At 51.6% G+C, this 17,479-nt stretch carries 17 protein-coding genes; 6 read left to right on the top strand and 11 right to left on the bottom strand.

The window, feature by feature from the left end; all coding sequences use genetic code 11:
• Window positions 1–33 precede the first annotated feature (33 nt).
• The 5 genes from V5G20_RS07070 to V5G20_RS07050 all read right to left on the bottom strand — a co-directional run bounded on the left by V5G20_RS07070 (window position 34) and on the right by V5G20_RS07050 (window position 5,262).
• Window positions 34–168 (bottom strand): hypothetical protein, encoded by a 135-nt coding sequence (locus tag V5G20_RS07070; protein WP_269320790.1) that lies wholly within the window; start codon window positions 166–168, stop codon window positions 34–36.
• A gap of 700 nt (window positions 169–868) precedes the next feature.
• Window positions 869–1,147: a hypothetical protein gene (locus tag V5G20_RS07065; RefSeq protein ID WP_338463295.1), complete on the bottom strand. Its 279-nt coding sequence runs from the start codon at window positions 1,145–1,147 to the stop codon at window positions 869–871.
• Between the two features lie 180 nt (window positions 1,148–1,327).
• On the bottom strand, window positions 1,328–1,945 hold the full coding sequence (cdaS, locus tag V5G20_RS07060) for a sporulation-specific diadenylate cyclase CdaS (protein ID WP_081924263.1): 618 nt from the start codon (window positions 1,943–1,945) through the stop codon (window positions 1,328–1,330).
• Window positions 1,946–2,169: 224 nt separating this feature from the next.
• Window positions 2,170–3,435: a group II intron reverse transcriptase/maturase gene (gene ltrA, locus V5G20_RS07055; protein ID WP_024985202.1), complete on the bottom strand. Its 1,266-nt coding sequence runs from the start codon at window positions 3,433–3,435 to the stop codon at window positions 2,170–2,172.
• 606 nt (window positions 3,436–4,041) lie between these two features.
• Window positions 4,042–5,262 carry a cysteine desulfurase-like protein gene (locus V5G20_RS07050; protein WP_024983443.1) on the bottom strand — a complete coding sequence of 407 codons (1,221 nt, stop codon included), beginning with the start codon at window positions 5,260–5,262 and terminating at the stop codon, window positions 4,042–4,044.
• A 294-nt stretch (window positions 5,263–5,556) separates the two neighbouring features.
• On the opposite strand from V5G20_RS07050, the gene V5G20_RS07045 reads away from it, so the two are divergent.
• Window positions 5,557–6,522, top strand: a complete 966-nt coding sequence (locus V5G20_RS07045; RefSeq protein ID WP_338463294.1) for a YafY family protein — start codon at window positions 5,557–5,559, stop codon at window positions 6,520–6,522.
• Between the two features lie 219 nt (window positions 6,523–6,741).
• Here the strand turns inward: V5G20_RS07045 and V5G20_RS07040 are convergent, their stop codons facing one another.
• Both V5G20_RS07040 and V5G20_RS07035 read right to left on the bottom strand, forming a co-directional pair.
• A complete protein-coding gene (locus V5G20_RS07040; RefSeq protein WP_122958479.1) occupies window positions 6,742–7,374 on the bottom strand; it encodes a TetR/AcrR family transcriptional regulator in 633 nt (210 codons plus the stop codon).
• Window positions 7,375–7,426: 52 nt separating this feature from the next.
• Entirely contained in the window at window positions 7,427–8,038 is a 612-nt protein-coding gene (locus V5G20_RS07035) for a TetR/AcrR family transcriptional regulator (RefSeq protein WP_031931930.1), read from the bottom strand.
• A 231-nt stretch (window positions 8,039–8,269) separates the two neighbouring features.
• On the opposite strand from V5G20_RS07035, the gene V5G20_RS07030 reads away from it, so the two are divergent.
• The 3 genes from V5G20_RS07030 (at window position 8,270) to V5G20_RS07020 (ending at window position 10,433) form a co-directional block, all read left to right on the top strand.
• Window positions 8,270–9,061, top strand: coding sequence for a tyrosine-protein phosphatase (locus V5G20_RS07030; RefSeq protein ID WP_024983447.1), 792 nt, complete (start codon window positions 8,270–8,272; stop codon window positions 9,059–9,061).
• A gap of 296 nt (window positions 9,062–9,357) precedes the next feature.
• Complete coding sequence (locus tag V5G20_RS07025; protein ID WP_003389626.1) at window positions 9,358–9,741, top strand: hypothetical protein; 384 nt, start codon at window positions 9,358–9,360, stop codon at window positions 9,739–9,741.
• A 77-nt stretch (window positions 9,742–9,818) separates the two neighbouring features.
• Window positions 9,819–10,433, top strand: a complete 615-nt coding sequence (locus V5G20_RS07020) for a flavin reductase family protein (protein WP_122958478.1) — start codon at window positions 9,819–9,821, stop codon at window positions 10,431–10,433.
• Window positions 10,434–10,642: 209 nt separating this feature from the next.
• On the opposite strand, the gene V5G20_RS07015 is transcribed toward V5G20_RS07020, so the two are convergent.
• Together V5G20_RS07015 and V5G20_RS07010 are read right to left on the bottom strand one after the other, a co-directional pair.
• Complete coding sequence (locus V5G20_RS07015; protein WP_122958477.1) at window positions 10,643–11,035, bottom strand: nuclear transport factor 2 family protein; 393 nt, start codon at window positions 11,033–11,035, stop codon at window positions 10,643–10,645.
• Between the two features lie 194 nt (window positions 11,036–11,229).
• Window positions 11,230–12,408, bottom strand: coding sequence for a DUF4272 domain-containing protein (locus V5G20_RS07010; RefSeq protein WP_122958476.1), 1,179 nt, complete (start codon window positions 12,406–12,408; stop codon window positions 11,230–11,232).
• A 151-nt stretch (window positions 12,409–12,559) separates the two neighbouring features.
• Here V5G20_RS07010 and V5G20_RS07005 point away from each other — a divergent pair, with 151 nt between their 5' ends.
• A complete protein-coding gene (locus tag V5G20_RS07005; RefSeq protein ID WP_311068097.1) occupies window positions 12,560–13,642 on the top strand; it encodes a suppressor of fused domain protein in 1,083 nt (360 codons plus the stop codon).
• Window positions 13,643–13,979: 337 nt separating this feature from the next.
• Here V5G20_RS07005 and V5G20_RS07000 read toward each other — a convergent pair whose 3' ends face one another.
• Entirely contained in the window at window positions 13,980–14,198 is a 219-nt protein-coding gene (locus V5G20_RS07000; RefSeq protein WP_003389632.1) for a hypothetical protein, read from the bottom strand.
• 167 nt (window positions 14,199–14,365) lie between these two features.
• On the opposite strand from V5G20_RS07000, the gene V5G20_RS06995 reads away from it, so the two are divergent.
• Window positions 14,366–14,770 carry a hypothetical protein gene (locus tag V5G20_RS06995; protein WP_003389633.1) on the top strand — a complete coding sequence of 135 codons (405 nt, stop codon included), beginning with the start codon at window positions 14,366–14,368 and terminating at the stop codon, window positions 14,768–14,770.
• Between the two features lie 176 nt (window positions 14,771–14,946).
• Here the strand turns inward: V5G20_RS06995 and V5G20_RS06990 are convergent, their stop codons facing one another.
• Window positions 14,947–17,091, bottom strand: a complete 2,145-nt coding sequence (locus tag V5G20_RS06990) for a M28 family metallopeptidase (protein ID WP_338463293.1) — start codon at window positions 17,089–17,091, stop codon at window positions 14,947–14,949.
• Window positions 17,092–17,479 lie beyond the last annotated feature (388 nt).

Genomic DNA, 17,479 nt, shown 5'->3' with positions numbered 1-17,479 from the left:
GTAAGAGAATGTTTGCAAAGCTAGGATGCTTTTTTAGCGGCTGCGGTGCAGAGAAGCCTGTTTCCATTCTGCGCTCCGGTCTTCGTCCTGCAGAGTAGCGGAGACTGTCCGCTCCGCAATGATCCCGAGGGAATCGCAAAACGGCGCGCAGCTTCGCAGCGGATTCATAGGTTGCGATTCTGTTTCCTCGGGATCACTGCTCCGCTGGGTGGGACTTCGCTAGTCGCTCCGACTGGAAACAGGCTTCTCTGGCGAGCAGAATGGCTTCTTCCAGCTTTAAAATGCTTGCGGGATATTTCATGGCGCCAAAAGAATCAAGTCAAGGTTTTTCAGCAGGCTCACTTCTGATTGTCTATGGCTCGCGGCAAACCTGATCCCGGTAAGTTGACGGCGGTTCTTTGATTCGAACCTCCTTTCAAGCAAGCCTCTTTCAAGCCAGCCTCGCTCAAAACCGTTCGGGCTTATGTCCGAACGGTTTTTTGGATAGAATCCAGCATCTGTAGAGATGAAAAAGGAGAAAACCGCGAAGGTCTTTGGGACACTTCCCGGGCGAAATGGAAAAAGCAAAACACGCTTTTAAGCGTCCAACTCTGGGACACTCCCCCGAGCAGGCTGCTTTTGGACGCGGTTTTGCTTTTGGAATGGAGCCGGCCAGTACAGCTCCCCGCAGTGTCCCACCGAACCTTGAGCGGTTTTCTCCTTTTTCATCTCCTTCACCAAAGCCCGTCCAACCGCTAAAAAAGAAAAGCTGTGGTGAAGAAAAGCCTGCGCCCACTCTCCGTGCCAGTCTTCGTCCTGGACTGAAACAGAAATCTGTTCAGGCTTTCTAAAAACCTGTCGGTTCTCCCAGCACTGAAAATCTCAGCTTCTAGTCAAAAATCGAAACGGTTTTGCCAAGGGAGTCAGTGCCCGTACACAAGTCGGAATCAAAATCTGTCAAACACATGGCATGAGTGACCGTCAACAGCTGCTTCTGCAGCATTTCGTGAATTTGCTCATCGCTGTAAATGTGATACGGATGATGATGAAGAAAGCGGATTCGCCACACTTTTTTGCCGTGCAAGGATTGAAAAAAGGACGTCAAATGACAGCATATCTCCTCTTTTTTCGAGAATGCCTGCTCGCATGCGGGACAATAAAATTCCATATCGATTCCTCCCAATCGCGCTATACGTGCCATGTTGACGAAAAGGATTATGTGTAAAGATAAATCATATAATACATATATGTCAAGTCGGAATTAATGTGATACGTTGTCGCCCCTCTTTGCAAAAAGGGGTGGCTGCCGGGCGGATGGCATAACGAAAACCCGCTGCACGCATTGTTCTTACACAGTCGGCAGCGGGTACAGTTTTCCCTGATAGGCAAAGCGAGCTCTTCCCGTCTCTTCGGAAACCACGAGCACGAGCGCGTCGCTCCGTTCTGTCAATCCCAAGGCAGCGCGGTGCCTTGTACCGAGGCTGGGATCACCCAGATTGTTGTCGGAGAGAGGCAGCACATTCCCCGCTGAGACAATCGAGTTTCCTTGGATCAGCACAGCGCCATCGTGCAGCGGACTTCCGGGATAAAAAATGGACTCCAATAGCGAGCTGCTTACCGTCGCCCCAACCGGTGTCCCCTTGTATATCCATTGGTCGAGCGGCTCATTTCGCTCAATGACGATCAAGGCGCCGTGTCTGCGGCTGGACAGATGTTGGATGGTCAGGGATAAATCCGGGTATTTATCGGTAAAGGGCGCCAAGTAACAATAGAGATAAAAGGAAGCGGCTGTCGATTCAATCTGGAAGAATCTCCGCTTGATCTGGTCCAGGTTTCCCAGAACGCAGTGATTTTCATCTCTCATCGAGACCAAACTGTGCTGGATGTCGAGGATTAGCTGTTGCAAATCACTCTCTACCTGCAGTTTCATCGGAGACATATCGCAATCTCTCGGCTCCATCGCCATCACTTTGCACTGTACCTCCCTTCATGCAAACCGGATTTGCCCAATGCCACTACGTACAGCATTCCATTTTCTCGCAGGAATATACGATACTCCCTGTTTTGCTCGGTCCGGCTATTCTTCTGCTCGACTAAAAAACGGCACACAAAAAAGCACAATCGAGTAGGAGGGGGCGACTAACCCCCGTCCTCTCACACCACCGTACGTACCGTTCGGTATACGGCGGTTCACCAAGCTTGACGAATTTGAGAATATCGTTGCACTAAGCTTTTCAGCCCTTGTTGTTGCCAGTAGGCAATGCCGAGGGCTTTGTGTATATGCGGAGATTTTGTGGTACGCCATGCACCCTTGCGGGTATTTGCAATTTCAATGGCTTTTACGTGAGATATGCCAAGAGAACGAAGTTCTCGATATCTGGTTCTCACGCGTTTCCACTGCATCCACAAACAAAGACGGAGCCTGCGCCTTGTCCATTCCTCAATGGATTGTAGAATGCCCTTCGCGTCTGCAAGGGCGAAATATCCAATCCAGCCCATGAGGTACTGATTTATTCTTTCAATCCGCTTCTCCATCGAGATGCTCCACACCGGATTCGTGATCGTGCGGATTTTCTCTTTTAGCTTGAGGAGGGATTTGGGGTGGATGCGAATCCTTGTCTGTTTTGCAAAGGTAAAACTAAAGCCCAAGAATTTTCGTTTCCATGGTCGGTCTATCGCGCTTTTCTCCTCATTTACTTTTAGCCTTAGTACCTTCTCCAAGTGGTTTTGAATACTCTTCTTTACTCGTTCCCCTGCCCGTTTTGTTTTCACGTAGATATTACAATCGTCTGCGTAGCGGCAGAAACGGTGGCCTCTCTTTTCGAGTTCCTTGTCCAAATCATCAAGTAGGATATTTGCCAAAAGTGGGCTTAACGGCCCACCTTGCGGTGTTCCTTCACTTGATGTTGTACAGACGCCATTTATCATGATCCCCGCATTCAAGTAGGAACGAATCAGTCTTAAAATTCTCTTGTCCTGAACTTTTCGAGCCACACGGCTCATTAGAATATCATGATTTACGCGATCAAAGAATTTCTCTAGATCGATGTCCACCACGAAACGATATCCTTCGGAGATATACGCTTGCGCTTTCCTTACTGCCATGTGAGCGCTACGTTTTGGACGGAACCCATAGCTAGATTCCGAGAAGGTGGGGTCGAAGATCGGCGTTAACACTTGGAGGATGGCCTGCTGAATAAAGCGGTCTACCACGGTGGGAATGCCTAATAACCTTACACCACCGTCAGGTTTCGGGATTTCGACTCTGCGAACAGGTGAAGGTCTATAGGTTCCCCTTTCCATCTTCTCGCGGATGGCTTGCCAGTGTTCACGTAGATAATCGCGTAGTTGTTCGGTTGAAACACCATCGACTCCACCGACACCTTTGTTTTCCTCCACTCGTTGGAGTGCCATCCGTAAGTTTTCCCGTGATAAGACTTTTTCCAGCAAATCCATAATGATGTTCCTTCCTTCGCACATGCGGACTCCGTGCTTGCTGTACGATACTCAGCCCTCTTTTGTACCCTCGGGGCTTCACCCCTGCTCTTCAAAAGTAGTTCCTTGACAGAATTCTGCTTCGACGTACCGTATCAAAAGACATGGATCGCATGCTGACTTGATGTTCGGCCCTTCCCCATTCAAGCGTCCTCTACTCGGGTACTATGGCCTCTGCTGACTTCTGCATGTTCAGCGTCTCCTTACGGAGACGGTTACCAACAGTTGAAGGCGTTTCATGCAGACCTCCCCAGGTAAGAACGATAACTTTCATCCCATGTACCTGCCCAAGTTTACTACTGTATCCCTTGGCTGTATGGGGCTTTGTCTTGTTTGGCAGACTCGCCCGGATACAACAGCCTCAAATTGGGTTCGTGTACCTCAGGTCGGGATTTTGCCGCCGGCTTCCTTCAGATTCGACCTCGCGGTCGACACCCTTGCCTTGAGCTAACGGTTGGTACAGCCAACCCCCGTTCGGGACTTTCACCCTATAGCTATCGCCCATGCTGGGCGCACCAAAAAAAGCAGGCTTTAACCGAAGAAAAGCCTGCCTGCATCCTGTATTTTTTACTTTTTCAACGCCTCGACACAGTCAATCAATCGATCGATTTCCTCCACCGTATTGTACAAGGAGATGCCTGCGCGGACCAGCCCGCCCATATCTTCCAGTCCCAGAGTCTCGACTACGCGCATGGCGTAAAAATGGCCGCCCCAGACGAACAGGCCCTGTTCGCCCAAAGCCTTCGCCACGTCTGCCGTATGTACGTCCTGTACAGTGAAGGAAACAGTGGGCGCCCGCAGCCCTTCTCCAAACGGCTGGCCATATACACTTGCCTGCGGCAAGGCTGAAAGCCTGTCGTACAAGTAACGGGCGACATGCTCTTCATGGTCATGGATCAGCGCCATGCCGCTCGTGAGCTGCTCGCGAAGGCTTTCACCGTTCCCAAACGAAGCGATATAATCGACGGCTGCTCTCACCCCCGCCAATGCAGCAAAGTTCAACGTGCCCGTTTCGATCCGGTAGGGAGCCTCCGCCAGCTGCGGCCGGAGTCTGTCGGTCGGAATGTGGTCCAGCAATCCGGGACGGCTGTACAGCACACCGACGTGGGGACCGTAAAACTTGTAGGCGGAGCATAGCAAAAAGTCGGGATCAAGCGCCGCCACATCCATCGGGAAATGCGGGGCGTAGTGGACGGCATCCACGATCATCCAGGCACCGACAGCCCGTGTCCATTCCCTTATTACAGTCAGGTCATTGACGGTACCGAGCGAGTTCGATGAGTACCCGACCGCGACGATCTTCGTCTTGGGGGATAGAAGCGACTGCAAATGGTCCATATCGAGCTGCCCGCCCGATGTCATCCTGACCGAGTGGATGACTGCTCCTTTTTCAGCCAGCGTTTGCCATGGTCCGCGATTGGCTTCGTGGTCGAGATCGGTGATGATGACCTCGTCTCCGGCAGAAATGAGGCGCGACAGCGCTCTGCTGAGAGAAAAGGCGAGCGTGGTCATATTGGCCCCAAACGAAATGCTGCCGGGAGAAGCAGCCCCTAAAAAAGCGGCCATCCCCTCCCTCGTTCTCTCCACGATCACATCCGTTTCCTCGCTTGTCACAAACGGACCGTGGGCATTGGCATTGCTCGTCTCATAGTATTGTGCGATGGCGGCGATGACCTGCGCTGGCACCTGGGTTCCTCCCGGGCCATCCAGATAGGCTGCGCAGTTGTCCCCAACCTTCCGCTGCAAGGAAGGAAAGTGGTTCCGGTAACGATGTACGTCAAAGTCCATGATCTGCTCCTCCTCCGCCTTTTTATGCAGAATATTCTAACTATATGATGGATTGTACACTTCTTTTCCTAAAAAAAGAAGGCCAGTATTCAAAAGCCCGTTCTGCCACGCACTTGCCCCAGTGCGGCCGGCTGACGTCCCGCGCGGTGAGACCGTACTCATCTGACATTCCCAGGTACTGAAGTTCTTACTGAACATGATATATGACAGCTCCTGTCATATAAAAATGGTATGATCAAAAAAGCAACCGGTATGAAAACCGGAACACCGTTTCGGATCAAAGGAGGACTTTCCTTGCGGGCAGATCGATTGCTTTCCATCTTATTGCTGCTGCAAAACCACGGTCGGCTGACGTCCCGGATGCTTGCGGAAATGCTCGAGGTTTCCGAAAGGACGATTCACCGCGACATGGAGGCTCTAAGCGCGGCGGGAATCCCCGTTTTTGCCGAACGCGGTTCACAGGGCGGATGGTCGCTGTCGGAGGGATACCGGACCAATTTGACAGGGATGACGACGGAGGAGCTTCAATCGCTGCTGCTTGTGCATCCTTCCAGCCTGCTGAGCGATCTCGGCCTCAAAAATCGGTTCGAGGCTGCCTTCCAAAAACTGCTGGCAGCGTCCTCGGCAAAAGCACGCCGTGACGCCGAAGCTGTTCGCCAGCTCATCCACATCGACGGAGCTGGCTGGCACCAGTCCGACGAGTCGTTTCCTTTTCTCCCTGCTGTACAAGAGGCTGTATGGGCGAGCCGAAAGCTGTTCATCTCCTACCAAAGAGAGGAAACCGCTGTGGAACGAATTGTTTGGCCGTTAGGACTGGTGGCAAAACGAAGCGTCTGGTACATGGTCGCGCAGGTGGACGGCGAAGTTCGCACCTATCGGATTTCCCGCCTGCTTTCTGCCCGGATGCTTGACGAAGCCTTTGAGCGGCCGGCCAATTTTGACCTCGCCCGTTACTGGGAGCAGTCTACCGAGCAGTTCAAGGCGAATCTGCCGACCTATCCCGGGCGCGTGAAGCTTGTGGAAACGAGTTTGTCCCGCTTTCGCCAGGAGCGTTATGCCAAAGTCATTCATACCGCTCCCGCTGCCGACGGGTGGATCGAAGCCGAAGTCGAATTTCAGACTTTGGACTCTGCTTGTGAAATTGTCCTCGGACTCGGGTCGCGCATAGAAGTCATTGAGCCGCTCGAGCTGCGCGAGAAGGTCATCGCAGAGGCAAAGGCCATCACCGCCCTGTATCGCCAGTCAGAGAAAGAGGCATGACGCCTCCTGTTCGGTCCAGCCTTTTAAACAGGGAACATCGTCACATTCTGCCACCCCCCTGCACAGCAATAACCTTCTTACACTTCAACCGCCTTTCGTTACCCCCGACTCCATTGCTCATATACTGCAAAAGGTATTTGTCGTACCCGCGAAAAAACGGCTGTCCTGCAAAGATCGATCAACAGACCTTAGCCAGACAGCCGTTTCTTCATTCACCGTCTAACGGTACAGTCCATAGCGCACCATATCCATATAGGTGGACAGCTCGCCGAAAAATTGCTGCAGAGCGTCCAGCCCCTTGTCCTCCTGATTTACATGTGCCCGGACGTGCTTCTGAATCAAAGCCTCGACAGCCGTAATCAGGAAGTCGGCCGCTCTCGCCGGAGAAATGCCTTCGCGGAGGACGGAGCTGTCCAATCCCTCAAGCAGCATCGTCAAATAGCTCTCATACACCTGCTGCTCCCGCCCCGCAATCTCCTCCCTGATCTCCGCCGGGTACCGGACAAAGGTCTCGACCGCCAGCCGGTAGATCAAAGGTTCCTCGAAAAACAGCTTCATTCGCGCCATGCCAAGCTCCGCCACACGGTCCAGCAGGTCGCTTGAACGCATCTGCATGTGCCCCTTCAGGTAAGTCTGGAAGTAATCAAGGCAAGCATCCACGATATACAGGTACAACGTTTTTTTATTGGAAAAAAAGTGAAACAGCATCCCTTTGGAGATGCCGGCATTTTGCGCGATCTGGTTCGTAGAGCCAAGTGTGTAGCCTTTTTCGGCAAACTCAAGCAGAGCCGCATTCAGCAGCTTGACTTTGTTCGGTTCTTCGTCCTGGCTCCATAAATGAATGGTTTGCACCTCGTCACCTTCTTCTTTTTGCGTAGCTGGACCCTTTCACGGGAAACAGCAATCATTTTTCCGCATGCTGCTTCTCTCGGGTCAATCCTTCCGCTACAAACTCGATGATTTTATCCATCACATCGGCAAAGATCTCGTGGCCAATGTCTTGCTTGTGCAGCCGCATCATCATGACAGCCTGCATAATGCCGACGATGACTTGCGGATCATCCTTCGGGAGCGCCCCGCGCTCGATCAAGAGCTCGACTGCACGGATGCCTCGCTCTGTGTTCTCCTGTGAAAATTGTCTCATTTGCTCAGGAAGCTTGCGGGCAAGCCGCTCATGTTCATCATTTTGAAAAACGCGTTGAAGAAAGGGGTTCTTCTCGACCAGTTCAAATGAGGTGCGGAAAAAAGAAGCCAGCAATTCCTTTGGAGGCAAATTTTCTCGAAATAGCTCCCTTAGCACCGTCTCCCTGACTTCCTCCTCATTCTTCAAAATTTCAAAGTAAAGCTCTTCCTTGGAAGCAAAAAATTTATAAAAGGTGCCCTTGCCAATTCCGCACGCGAGGATGACATCATCAATGCTGGTCTTGGCCAGCCCGTATTGAATAAATAATTCCCTGCCTTTTATCAAGAGAGATTGGCGAACTTGTTCTTTTTCTTGCTCGGTGAATTTCGGCATGACAAACTCCCTTTTACAATCGTGTGACTTTTTATGGACTTTTCGTCACATGGTCATTATACTTATCATAATCGCTCAGTACCTAGAAGTAAACCGGGGACTGTATGAGTCGCAGTCTTTTCTTCCGGCTTTTATGTGACCATAAAAACCATTTCAATCACATGTGCACATTTTTTTGAGAACGTTCCAGGAGGTACCCGTTTTTCATCTGCTTGCATGGGGGAAATGTTCATGAAAACCTTGGAGCCACGTTCGGTCCTTCCATTCGACGGAGTATATAATTTTCGCGATGCAGGCGGCTTTCAAACCACAGACGGCGGTGTAATGAAGAAAGGTGTGCTGTTTCGCTCTGCAGACTTGTCCCGGTTGTCGCAAAAAGACATAGAAAAATTCAAGCAACTGAGAATCGCCTCCATCTGTGATTTAAGAACGCCGCGCGAGCGAAGTTCAAAGACCAGCCGGATTACTTCCCAGCACGGGATCCAAGTCATTCGCGTATCTCTTTATGACAGCAGCCAGGAATTTACACGCCTGGCGTTTTTCAAGTTTTTGGTCAGTCAAGCAAATACGATCAATTTTGAGCACATCATGAAGGACATGTATCACAACATGGCTTTTAACAGTCATGCTCAGTTGAACGAAATCATCACGCATCTCTCCGAACAAAGGAATTTGCCGGCGCTGATTCACTGTACAGGAGGAAAGGACCGGACTGGCTTTGTCTCCGCCGTCATTCAGCTTCTCGTCGGGGTCCCTTATCAAAATGTGTTGGAAGACTACCTGTTTTCAAACGATGCCATCGGGCCGCGCATGAAAAAAATCGAGACCTTTATCAGGTGGATGAGTCTGTTTCGAGTTTCGCCGGATCAGGTAAAGCCGATGCTGGAGGTGCGCCGGGACTATTTGGAGGAGGTTTGTCAGGGCATTCTGAATGAGTACGGAGACATGGAAACCTATTTGTGTCAGGCCTGCAGCATCCAGCCCGAGCGCTTGTTAAGACTCAAGCAGCATCTGCTTGAATAAGCATACATCATCAATACTTGGAGTCTCGGAACCATCGGTTTTTCGAGGCTTTTTTGTTGCCCGGCAATTTGCACAAGTGCTGCCTCCTCAAAGACACGGCCCCCCGTACCGATGACAATGACATTGCTGCTTGGAATGGCAACCCTTCGTTCCAGAGCGTTGCTTGGCCCCGCAAAATTGAGTGTTCACACCCTGTATTGACCACCCGGTCAAAACGGACTATACTTTCCTTATTGACCACCCGGTCACACACCCGGTGGCATATCCTATCTCCTTCCAGAAAGGATGTCATGATCATGCGAACCACCATTTTGCTGTGCCGCCTGTTACTCGGACTTATCTTTTTAGGCGCAGGCTTCAACGGCTACCTCGTTATTTTCGGACAGCCGCCGATCTTTCCGACGAGTCCGCCAGCGATGGAGTTTTTGCAAGGGTATTTATTGGTCTTGGTCAAAACGGTGGAGATCGTCTGCGGACTGGGCTTGCTTCTGAATTTTTTCGTGCCTTTATCACTGGTCATTCTGGCCCCGGTTGCCGTCAATATTTTGACGTTTCACCTGTTCGCCGATCCTTCGCTGCTTCCTTTGGGAATCATCGTCTTTGTTCTGCAATGCTTCCTGCTCTGGGCGTATCGCGATCATTACAAGAGCCTGCTTCAGCCAAAAGCTTTCCCGAAATAATTCCATACTTCGATCCCTGCCGAAATATCTGCTTGCTATAATCGTTTCGTCTTATGATGAAACGATGGAGGTAGGTTATGAAAACAAACGCACTCGCTCACAAAAGCATTCAGCCCAACATTTTGTATTACGGCACACCTGTCGTATTGCTGACAACCAAAAACGAAGACGGCTCGACCAATATCAGCCCGATCTCTTCTTCCTGGGCGCTCGGCGACTGCATCGTCATGGGCATCGGATACGGCGGAAAAGCAGTAGAGAACCTGCGTCAGCATCCCGAATGCGTGCTCAATCTTCCCGACCCTTCCCTGTGGAAACAGGTAGAATTGCTGGCGCCGCTCACCGGCAAGGACCCCGTTCCTTCCTATAAAGAGCAGATGGGCTTCCGCTATGAAAAGGACAAATTTGCGGCTGCCGGCTTCACGCCGATGCCTTCCGCTACCGTAGAGCCGAAGCGGATTCTCGAATGCCCGCTCCAGATAGAGGCCAAGGTCGTAAACATCCGCACGCCCGAGCACAGCCCGGATTTTGCCATTGTGGAAGTAAAGGCAGTCAAGGTGCACGCCTCAGAGGATATCGTCCTCGGAGAAAATTACATCGATCCTGCCTCCTGGTCTCCGCTCATTTACAATTTCCGCCATTACTTCGGCCTGGGCGCACAAATGGGAAAATCGTATCGCTCCGAGACCTGAAAACTCTTGCGATGCATCGGAAAAACAGGCTTCTCTACGCGATGCTCCTGCTCATGAAGCTGATCGGGCCGGCCAAAAAAAGGCAGCCGGGCGGAATTACATCCAAGCCTGGCTGCCTGCCAAATGCTATTCTTCAAAACCGACGATCATTTTTGCAAATCTATTTGCGATCCGCTCGGACAATGTCTTCGACTACGTGTTGGAGGCGTTTACGCGTTGGGGGAATCCGCCGGACGCACGTCATCCTGTCCCCAAAAAGCCCGCATGTGGACAATCTTTCCGTTCTCGTCGAAAGTCATCACATCGGTGACGTGAATCCCGACGGCACGGCCTTCCATTTCGGTGTGCACGATGAAGGTGACCGCTGCATGGTTGCTGAAAGAAGCGCGCGGCGGCGCAACCAGCTCGAGCTTGGCCCCGCCTGAGATGGCATAGCGGAAAAATTGCTCAAACTCTGCTCGTCCCCTCTTCGGCTCCAGACCGACCGGGTCTTCCACCGTCGCTTCCTCAGCGAACAACGCGAGAAGACGTTCCGCGTCACCGGCGTTGAATGCGTCTACATACGCAAGCAATGCTTGTTTCATCGTCGGGCTGTTGTTCATCTGTCGCACGCTCCCTTTTTGGTTCGTCCATCACTTTATTGACACGATGTTGATCATATCTTACCCCGATGAGAGAACATGCTCAACCGACAGCAGCAGCCGATTCGTCTAGTAAACAACAGCAGCGGCCCGTCTGTGCAAATAGACAAGAAATGTTCTATAAATAGAAGCAAAATGTCGAAAAACGGCTTGCCTTACGTATCCATCTGAACGTCATCCCAGTCGGCATCCATATAACGCACCAGCCAGTTCAGCGCTCTGTGCCTCTCCAGCACCACCTCGTCGTTTAAACCGCCTGCGACGGGACGATTGTTGATTCTCGCGTCTACACATGCCCAGTCGTAACGGTATATCAAATCTGCCTGGTCCAGGATTTCTGTTTTGCTGCGTACCGTCGCATTTTGGTAGAAGGCATCGTAGTTTTCGGCGAGACGCAGACAGTCAATGGCAGATTGCACATCGCAAATGTCTGATGGGAAATCAAGCGTCTCCACGTAACCGAGCGCCCATAGAAGCACCCAGTAGCATTCGTACATCCATACCATCTGGATCGTGTCCGTCCGGTCGGGAGCATCGTTGTACAGGAAGGCCCGCTCTTTTTCCGTAAAGAATCCTTCCGCGCCGTATTGCTCGATGATTCCCTCGATAAACTCTCGCTCTTCCTCGACATTGCCATTCTCGGCAATGCCGCCGGAATAAACCGCGATCAGACACAGTGCGATTGCTCGCTGGACGATCTCATCCTTTGTCCGGATCACCGCATCTTCGTCCCCGACGATTACAGGAAGGTGATCAATCACCGGGATTCCCTGCTCCCTGAGAAGCTGCATGCTTCTCTGTTTGCGCGCCTCTCCCGATGGCGTGGGGTGTATATGTCCATCAATCAGATCAACACTGACAGTCAAGATAAAATCCTCCAGCTCTGATTCGCCTGCCGTGTCGAGAATGAGTTTGCCCTCTTTGTCGAGCATCTCGCCTGTAGGGAGGAAAACGATCCCATGCACGCTTCGGGCAATCTCCAGTATTTTTTGAAACGTTTCCTTGTCGATCCCGTCACTCGACACGATTCCTACTGCGACATTGAGAGCCGTGATTTGCATGAGCAGCTTCTGTTGAACACGCAGATGAGGCGTTTCAATCTGCGAAAAATAACCGTACATCCCTCTTTTCATCTGGTCAAACGCTTCCGGATCGAGGTCCTCTCTCAGCGTATTGAAGGTAATCGTGCTTTTGCTGAACCATTTTTTGCTGCTGACGGTCACAGCCCGGCCATCTGTTGAGACTTCAACCGTTTTTTCGGAAAACGCCTTCCGAATGGCATCCGTTACGCTTTCACGATCCTGAATGGAAACGTACAATGTACACTGCTGCATGGCAAACCCTCTCTTCCGGAAAATTGATTTACTATTTCTAAATTTGTTTCCTTCGCAACAACTGTGCTATCCTTTTTCCATATCCACCCTGAAGTTGTATATCAATCCATATATGTATCGGTTGGGAGAACATGATTATTGAGGTGAATAGATGAAAAACATTCTTTTGGAGGAATTATCCCCCTTTTGTCCTATCCAGGCCTTTGTAGAAGAATACGACGATTGCGTCTACTTTTACCTATGGGATTACCCCGGCGAGGAGTATGCCCGCATCCGCTCCTGCTGGGTCCGAAACTACAAAAAAGCGCCGGAATCGCTCGATCTGGAGGCGATGGAAAGCGGCAAAGGTCCGATGCTGCCGCGAGCCTTGTGCGCCCATCCCGAAGGTGCCGAAAGATTGGACCCCGATCACCTGTCTATCGTCTGGTTTGAGGAATGCGATGCTGCCGCCCTTCTTTACAAAGAGGAGATTCTCAGCGTCATCCCCGGATGGGCCGGCCCTTCGGACGACGGACGTTCCTTCTACCCTTCCTATGCCCGGGATTGCATCGGCGAGTCGGACCTGTGCTTTCCGCTGGGAACGTCCGAGACGAATGCACTGTATGAGCGCGTAGAGTCTGCCAAGCAGTTTTGGCAAAGCTGGGACGCGAATCCATGGACGCACCTGCAGCAGCAATACCTTGACGCCATCACCCGAGAGCTGGGCCCGATCGACAACTACTACGCGATCGACGGCGGCCATTGGCCGCCTAAAGCGATGGTCAAGATTGTCAAGGAAGAGATCACCTATGTCGTCACACTCGGCGTCTCCATCCTGCCGCAGCCCAAGGTCGAGCAGTATACGGAAACACCGGAGCGGCTACGGCGCTTTGAGCTCGCCTTTGCCTGCGAAACAGAGTGGCTCGCCAAAAACGAAAAGCAGATGCTGCAATACATCAGTGGGCAAACCTCGCTGCCCTGGTCATCCCTCACCTTTTTCGCCCGCGGCCATACTATTCCTTGCCGCGAAATCGGCCAGATTCACGAGAGGTTCACATCTGTCCTGCTCGCCCAACCGGCGAATGCTCCTGCTATTTCTTTTCCGGACATGGGAGAAGACCCGGTCAACCTGCTCTGGATGATTCCGATAACCGATGAGGAAAGACAATTCGCCGAAAACCACGGGTCGGAAGCGCTGATCCAGAGGTCTGCCGGAAAAGATTTGTTGGTTTTCAATGGTGAATGCAAATTTTAAATGCAGGCGAATCTCTTTTTGAATGGACTCGGCAAAAGAAAACCCGTCTCTGCTGCAATCGCAAAGACGGGTCCTTCTATCCAAACAGATTAATTATCTTCTTGAGTCTCCTTATAGCAATCCATGCAAACAGAGTTGTTGTTTTCGATCTCATACTCCGTGAGCCGAGCCTTGCATTCCTTGCATTGCACTTCCGTTAACACCAGATTCAAGAGTATTTACCCCTTTCGATGCTTCCTGTGTACTTCACCCCCATTATATCCGATAAATGTGATCGTTTTTCTTGCAATGTGTTAAAATTTCATGAATCTTTGTAAAACAATTCAGTTTTGAAAAATCAGATATATCTCTGCGAAGAATATTTCCTCTCGGCACGAGGCTTTACCCACCCGAGACGACACAGCTCATTTATAATATGTCTCGTCTTTCTGTCAGCTACAAGCTCGTTTATGTCCGTACCCTTGATCAGCAAGCCGTACACCTTCAGATGTTTGGAAGTCAGCACGGGCACCCGCTGCATTTTACTGTCCAATGGAACCATGATGGTTTCGATCAATTGTCATCCCTCCGTTGACGAGCATGTTGTATATAAAAGTTAGAGATCGTGTGAACCAAGCATCATAAATTACATTGTACACAAACGAACTCATGTTCTCAAATGGTTCGCTGGTAAAAAGATTTCTATCGCATGACCCGACCACGATTGAATGGAGCTGCGAACATATGGCGAGAAAAACAGTTTTTCTCTTTTTGCTGATTTGTCTATTGGGCGGCATGCTCCTTTTTGCCGACCGCCCTGCCTTTCTTTATCCCGAACTGCCCTTTCCATCCGTTTCGAAACAGACGGTTGTATCCCAATTGCGAGAAGCAAACGGCCGGTTCAGAAAACTGGCAACCGAACGAAGCTATGTCTGGTACGGCATTGCTGCCCAAAGAGGAGCAGAAAAAGACAAGCTGATCGAAGAAATGGGCAAAGCGGGCTGGACTTTTTTACAGCAAGAAGGCTCGGGTTATTTTTTTCAGCAAGGGACGGAAAAGATCGTGATCACTTCAAGAATGTGGTCCGGCGATTTTGTCTTGTTCAAAGCACCCGTGACGGACCATCCGCTCTCTCTGTCAAACGAGTGAACCTGGCCCTGTTTGCAAAACCGTCTTGATTAGTTGCGTATCCGTGAAATTGGTTCGGTACTCGATAGTGGTTTGCACTCGATATTGGTTCCGCACCCGACATTGGTTCGGTACACGAAAAAGGTCCGCATTCACGCGGACCTCTTGGCTGTACACCCCCGAGTGCTTGCCTATTCTTATTTCACCGAACGAGCCGTTTCTGCCGCCTTTGCCAACACTTCCTTCAGCTTCTCCGCCGCCTTTTGCAATGCCGCGGGATCATTGGCTTGCAGGGCCTCAGCGATGGCTGGCAGAGGCTGCGCCGCATAACCGGTCGTAAGCCCCGGCGCCCATACCTGATGCTTATACCACGGACGGCCGGACAGCCCCTCTGGCTTGAGCAGGTCGCGCTCCTGCTGGAGCAGTGCCGCATTCAGCTTTGCCAAATCGCCGTACTCCTCTTCGGTTACGCCGTCTTCGATGATATTCGCCGCCTTCTCCTCAAGTGCAGCGGCCGCAGCCTGCCACTCCTGAGCCTGAGCGATCACCGGAGACAGATCGACACCGAGCGTTCCTTTATCGGCCAGCTCCTCCAGCATTGCCCGAACGTCGGCCGCATAATCGGAGTATTTGAACGGTATTACTTCCGCATTTGCCAAGCGAAGCGCTGTCATTCCGACCAATCGGGCACCGGCTGCATGATGCTCATAGCCCGGATCGGTGAACCTCTCCATCGCCTCCAGGTTGTCATAGGCACTGTGATACAGCCCGCCAGCAACACCGAACCCCATATCGAGCGACGGCACGCCGAGGTGCTGGATAAACGGAGTGTAGTCCGACCCGCTGCCCAATTTTCCAATCGCCGGCTCTTTGCGTCCCGATCTCAAATACCAATCATCGTAGATCGACATGCCGCTTCTTGGCTCTGTTACTTCTTTCGTGATCTCGTATACGAGCTGCTTCAGTGAAGGCACCGCAGATGCGCCGAAGAACTGACCGCCCAATCCGTCCATGTTGATATAGGCGACGGCGTTTTTCGTCAATTCCTCGCGCTCATCCTCGGCCCATTCGACCGAGCCAAGCAAGCCGTATTCCTCCCCGTCCCATCCGGCCAGGACAATCGTGCGATCCGGCTGCCAGCCTTTTTTCGCCATTTCCCCGAGGACGCGGGCAATCTCCATCGTGGCCGTCCAGCCCGACAGATCGTCGCTTGTCCCTTTTACCCAAGTGTCACGGTGAGCCCCGATCACCACCATTTGCTCCGGATATTTTGCCCCGGGAATGCGGACGATCACGTCATTGACTGGCTGCTGCTTGTAATCGATGTCGAGGGAAATCTTTACTCTCGTCTGCCCCGGTCCGATCTTGTACGTAAACGGCAGACCTCCCTGCCAGGACTCCGGCGCTTCTTCTCCTTCCATCGCTTCCAGCAAGGAACGTGCCTCCCCGTAAGAGATCGGAGTCGTCGGGATCGTCGGCAGAGAATCCGCATCAGCCGGATCGATCCGTTTGGCATCGGGCGTTGACGGCTCTCCCGGGGTCAGCGGATCGCCCGGATATCGGAAAATGTACAGGATGCTTCCGCGCTGGATGGCGTCTGCAGGTCTCCATGGACCATCCGGATAGACGAGTCCCTTTATGTACCCGTCATCGGCCGGATCGCTGTACATCAGCATGCCGACGGCTCCCCTTTTCGCCGCTTGTTCCGGCTTGACGCCGCGGAAGTTGGCACCGTAGCGGGTGATGACGATCTTGTCTTTTACCGAAATGCCCCGTTTTTCCAGCTCTTCGAAATCCTCGGGCCTGCCGTAGTTGGCGTATACAAGCTCCGCCTCCACCTCGCCAGCGGGTGAATATGCGTTGTATCCCGGCACAATCTCGTTTGCGTGCTTCGTCCCTTTGGGCAGCTTCTCGATGACCTGCAGCTCGCGTTTTTGCGGATAGGTTTGCGTGACCGAAATCTTTTTGGGAACGGACATGTAGACATGATAGGTCTTCACTTCCGGCTGAAGCCCCGCCTTTTTCAGCTCCCGCACGGCATACTCTACATTGGCCTCATTGCCGGGCGATCCCACCAGCGAGGAGCGTTCACTCAAATCTTTGGAATAGCGGGCCAGCGATTCTTTTTTGACCAGTTGGGCAAAAGTCTGTTCATACTCCAGCTGCCAATCCGCTTTTTCCGCTGAAAAGCCTGTTGCGGTTTTTGAAAGTGCTGTTGCCGATGCAGCGTATGTCAGCGACGGAACGGCTGACGTGAAGACCAGTGTCGAAGCAACAGTGAGACCCAATAACAGCGAAGAAACTTTCCTTGCGCATAAAGATGCAGATTTCCGCTTGCTCAAGCAGACTCCCCCTTACCGCCATTAAATTTCTGATTAATCATAATAGTAAGTAAATTACCTGCAATAAAACATAGGTTGTTGGGTGTAATTCCCAGCAGTTGCTTCTGTCCTATTGACTCGTTGAAAAGCTTGAGAAGCAGGCAATTTCCATGTAGCCCTAGGTTGAGGAAGAACGCAGGGCCTACACCCTTTTTCTCTGATCGACAGACATATGGCAGTTGTTCATCTATCGGTGAGAAGTATTCCATTCGATTCCTGATGAAGCATGACAAAACCGGAATCGCAAACAATCGGGCAGTCATCATCGGCAACCTTTCAAAAGCCAGAACACAATGCCTATGCTCACCGTAAGATACAGTAGGCAGTCTCAAAAACAGAAAGTGGAGGA

Origin of the sequence: Brevibacillus borstelensis (assembly GCF_036700025.1) — a bacterium.
GTDB classification, from domain to species: Bacteria; Bacillota; Bacilli; order Brevibacillales; family Brevibacillaceae; genus Brevibacillus; species Brevibacillus borstelensis.
Note: the sequence above shows the minus strand (reverse complement) of the source record. Positions and strands in the feature narration are given on the sequence as shown.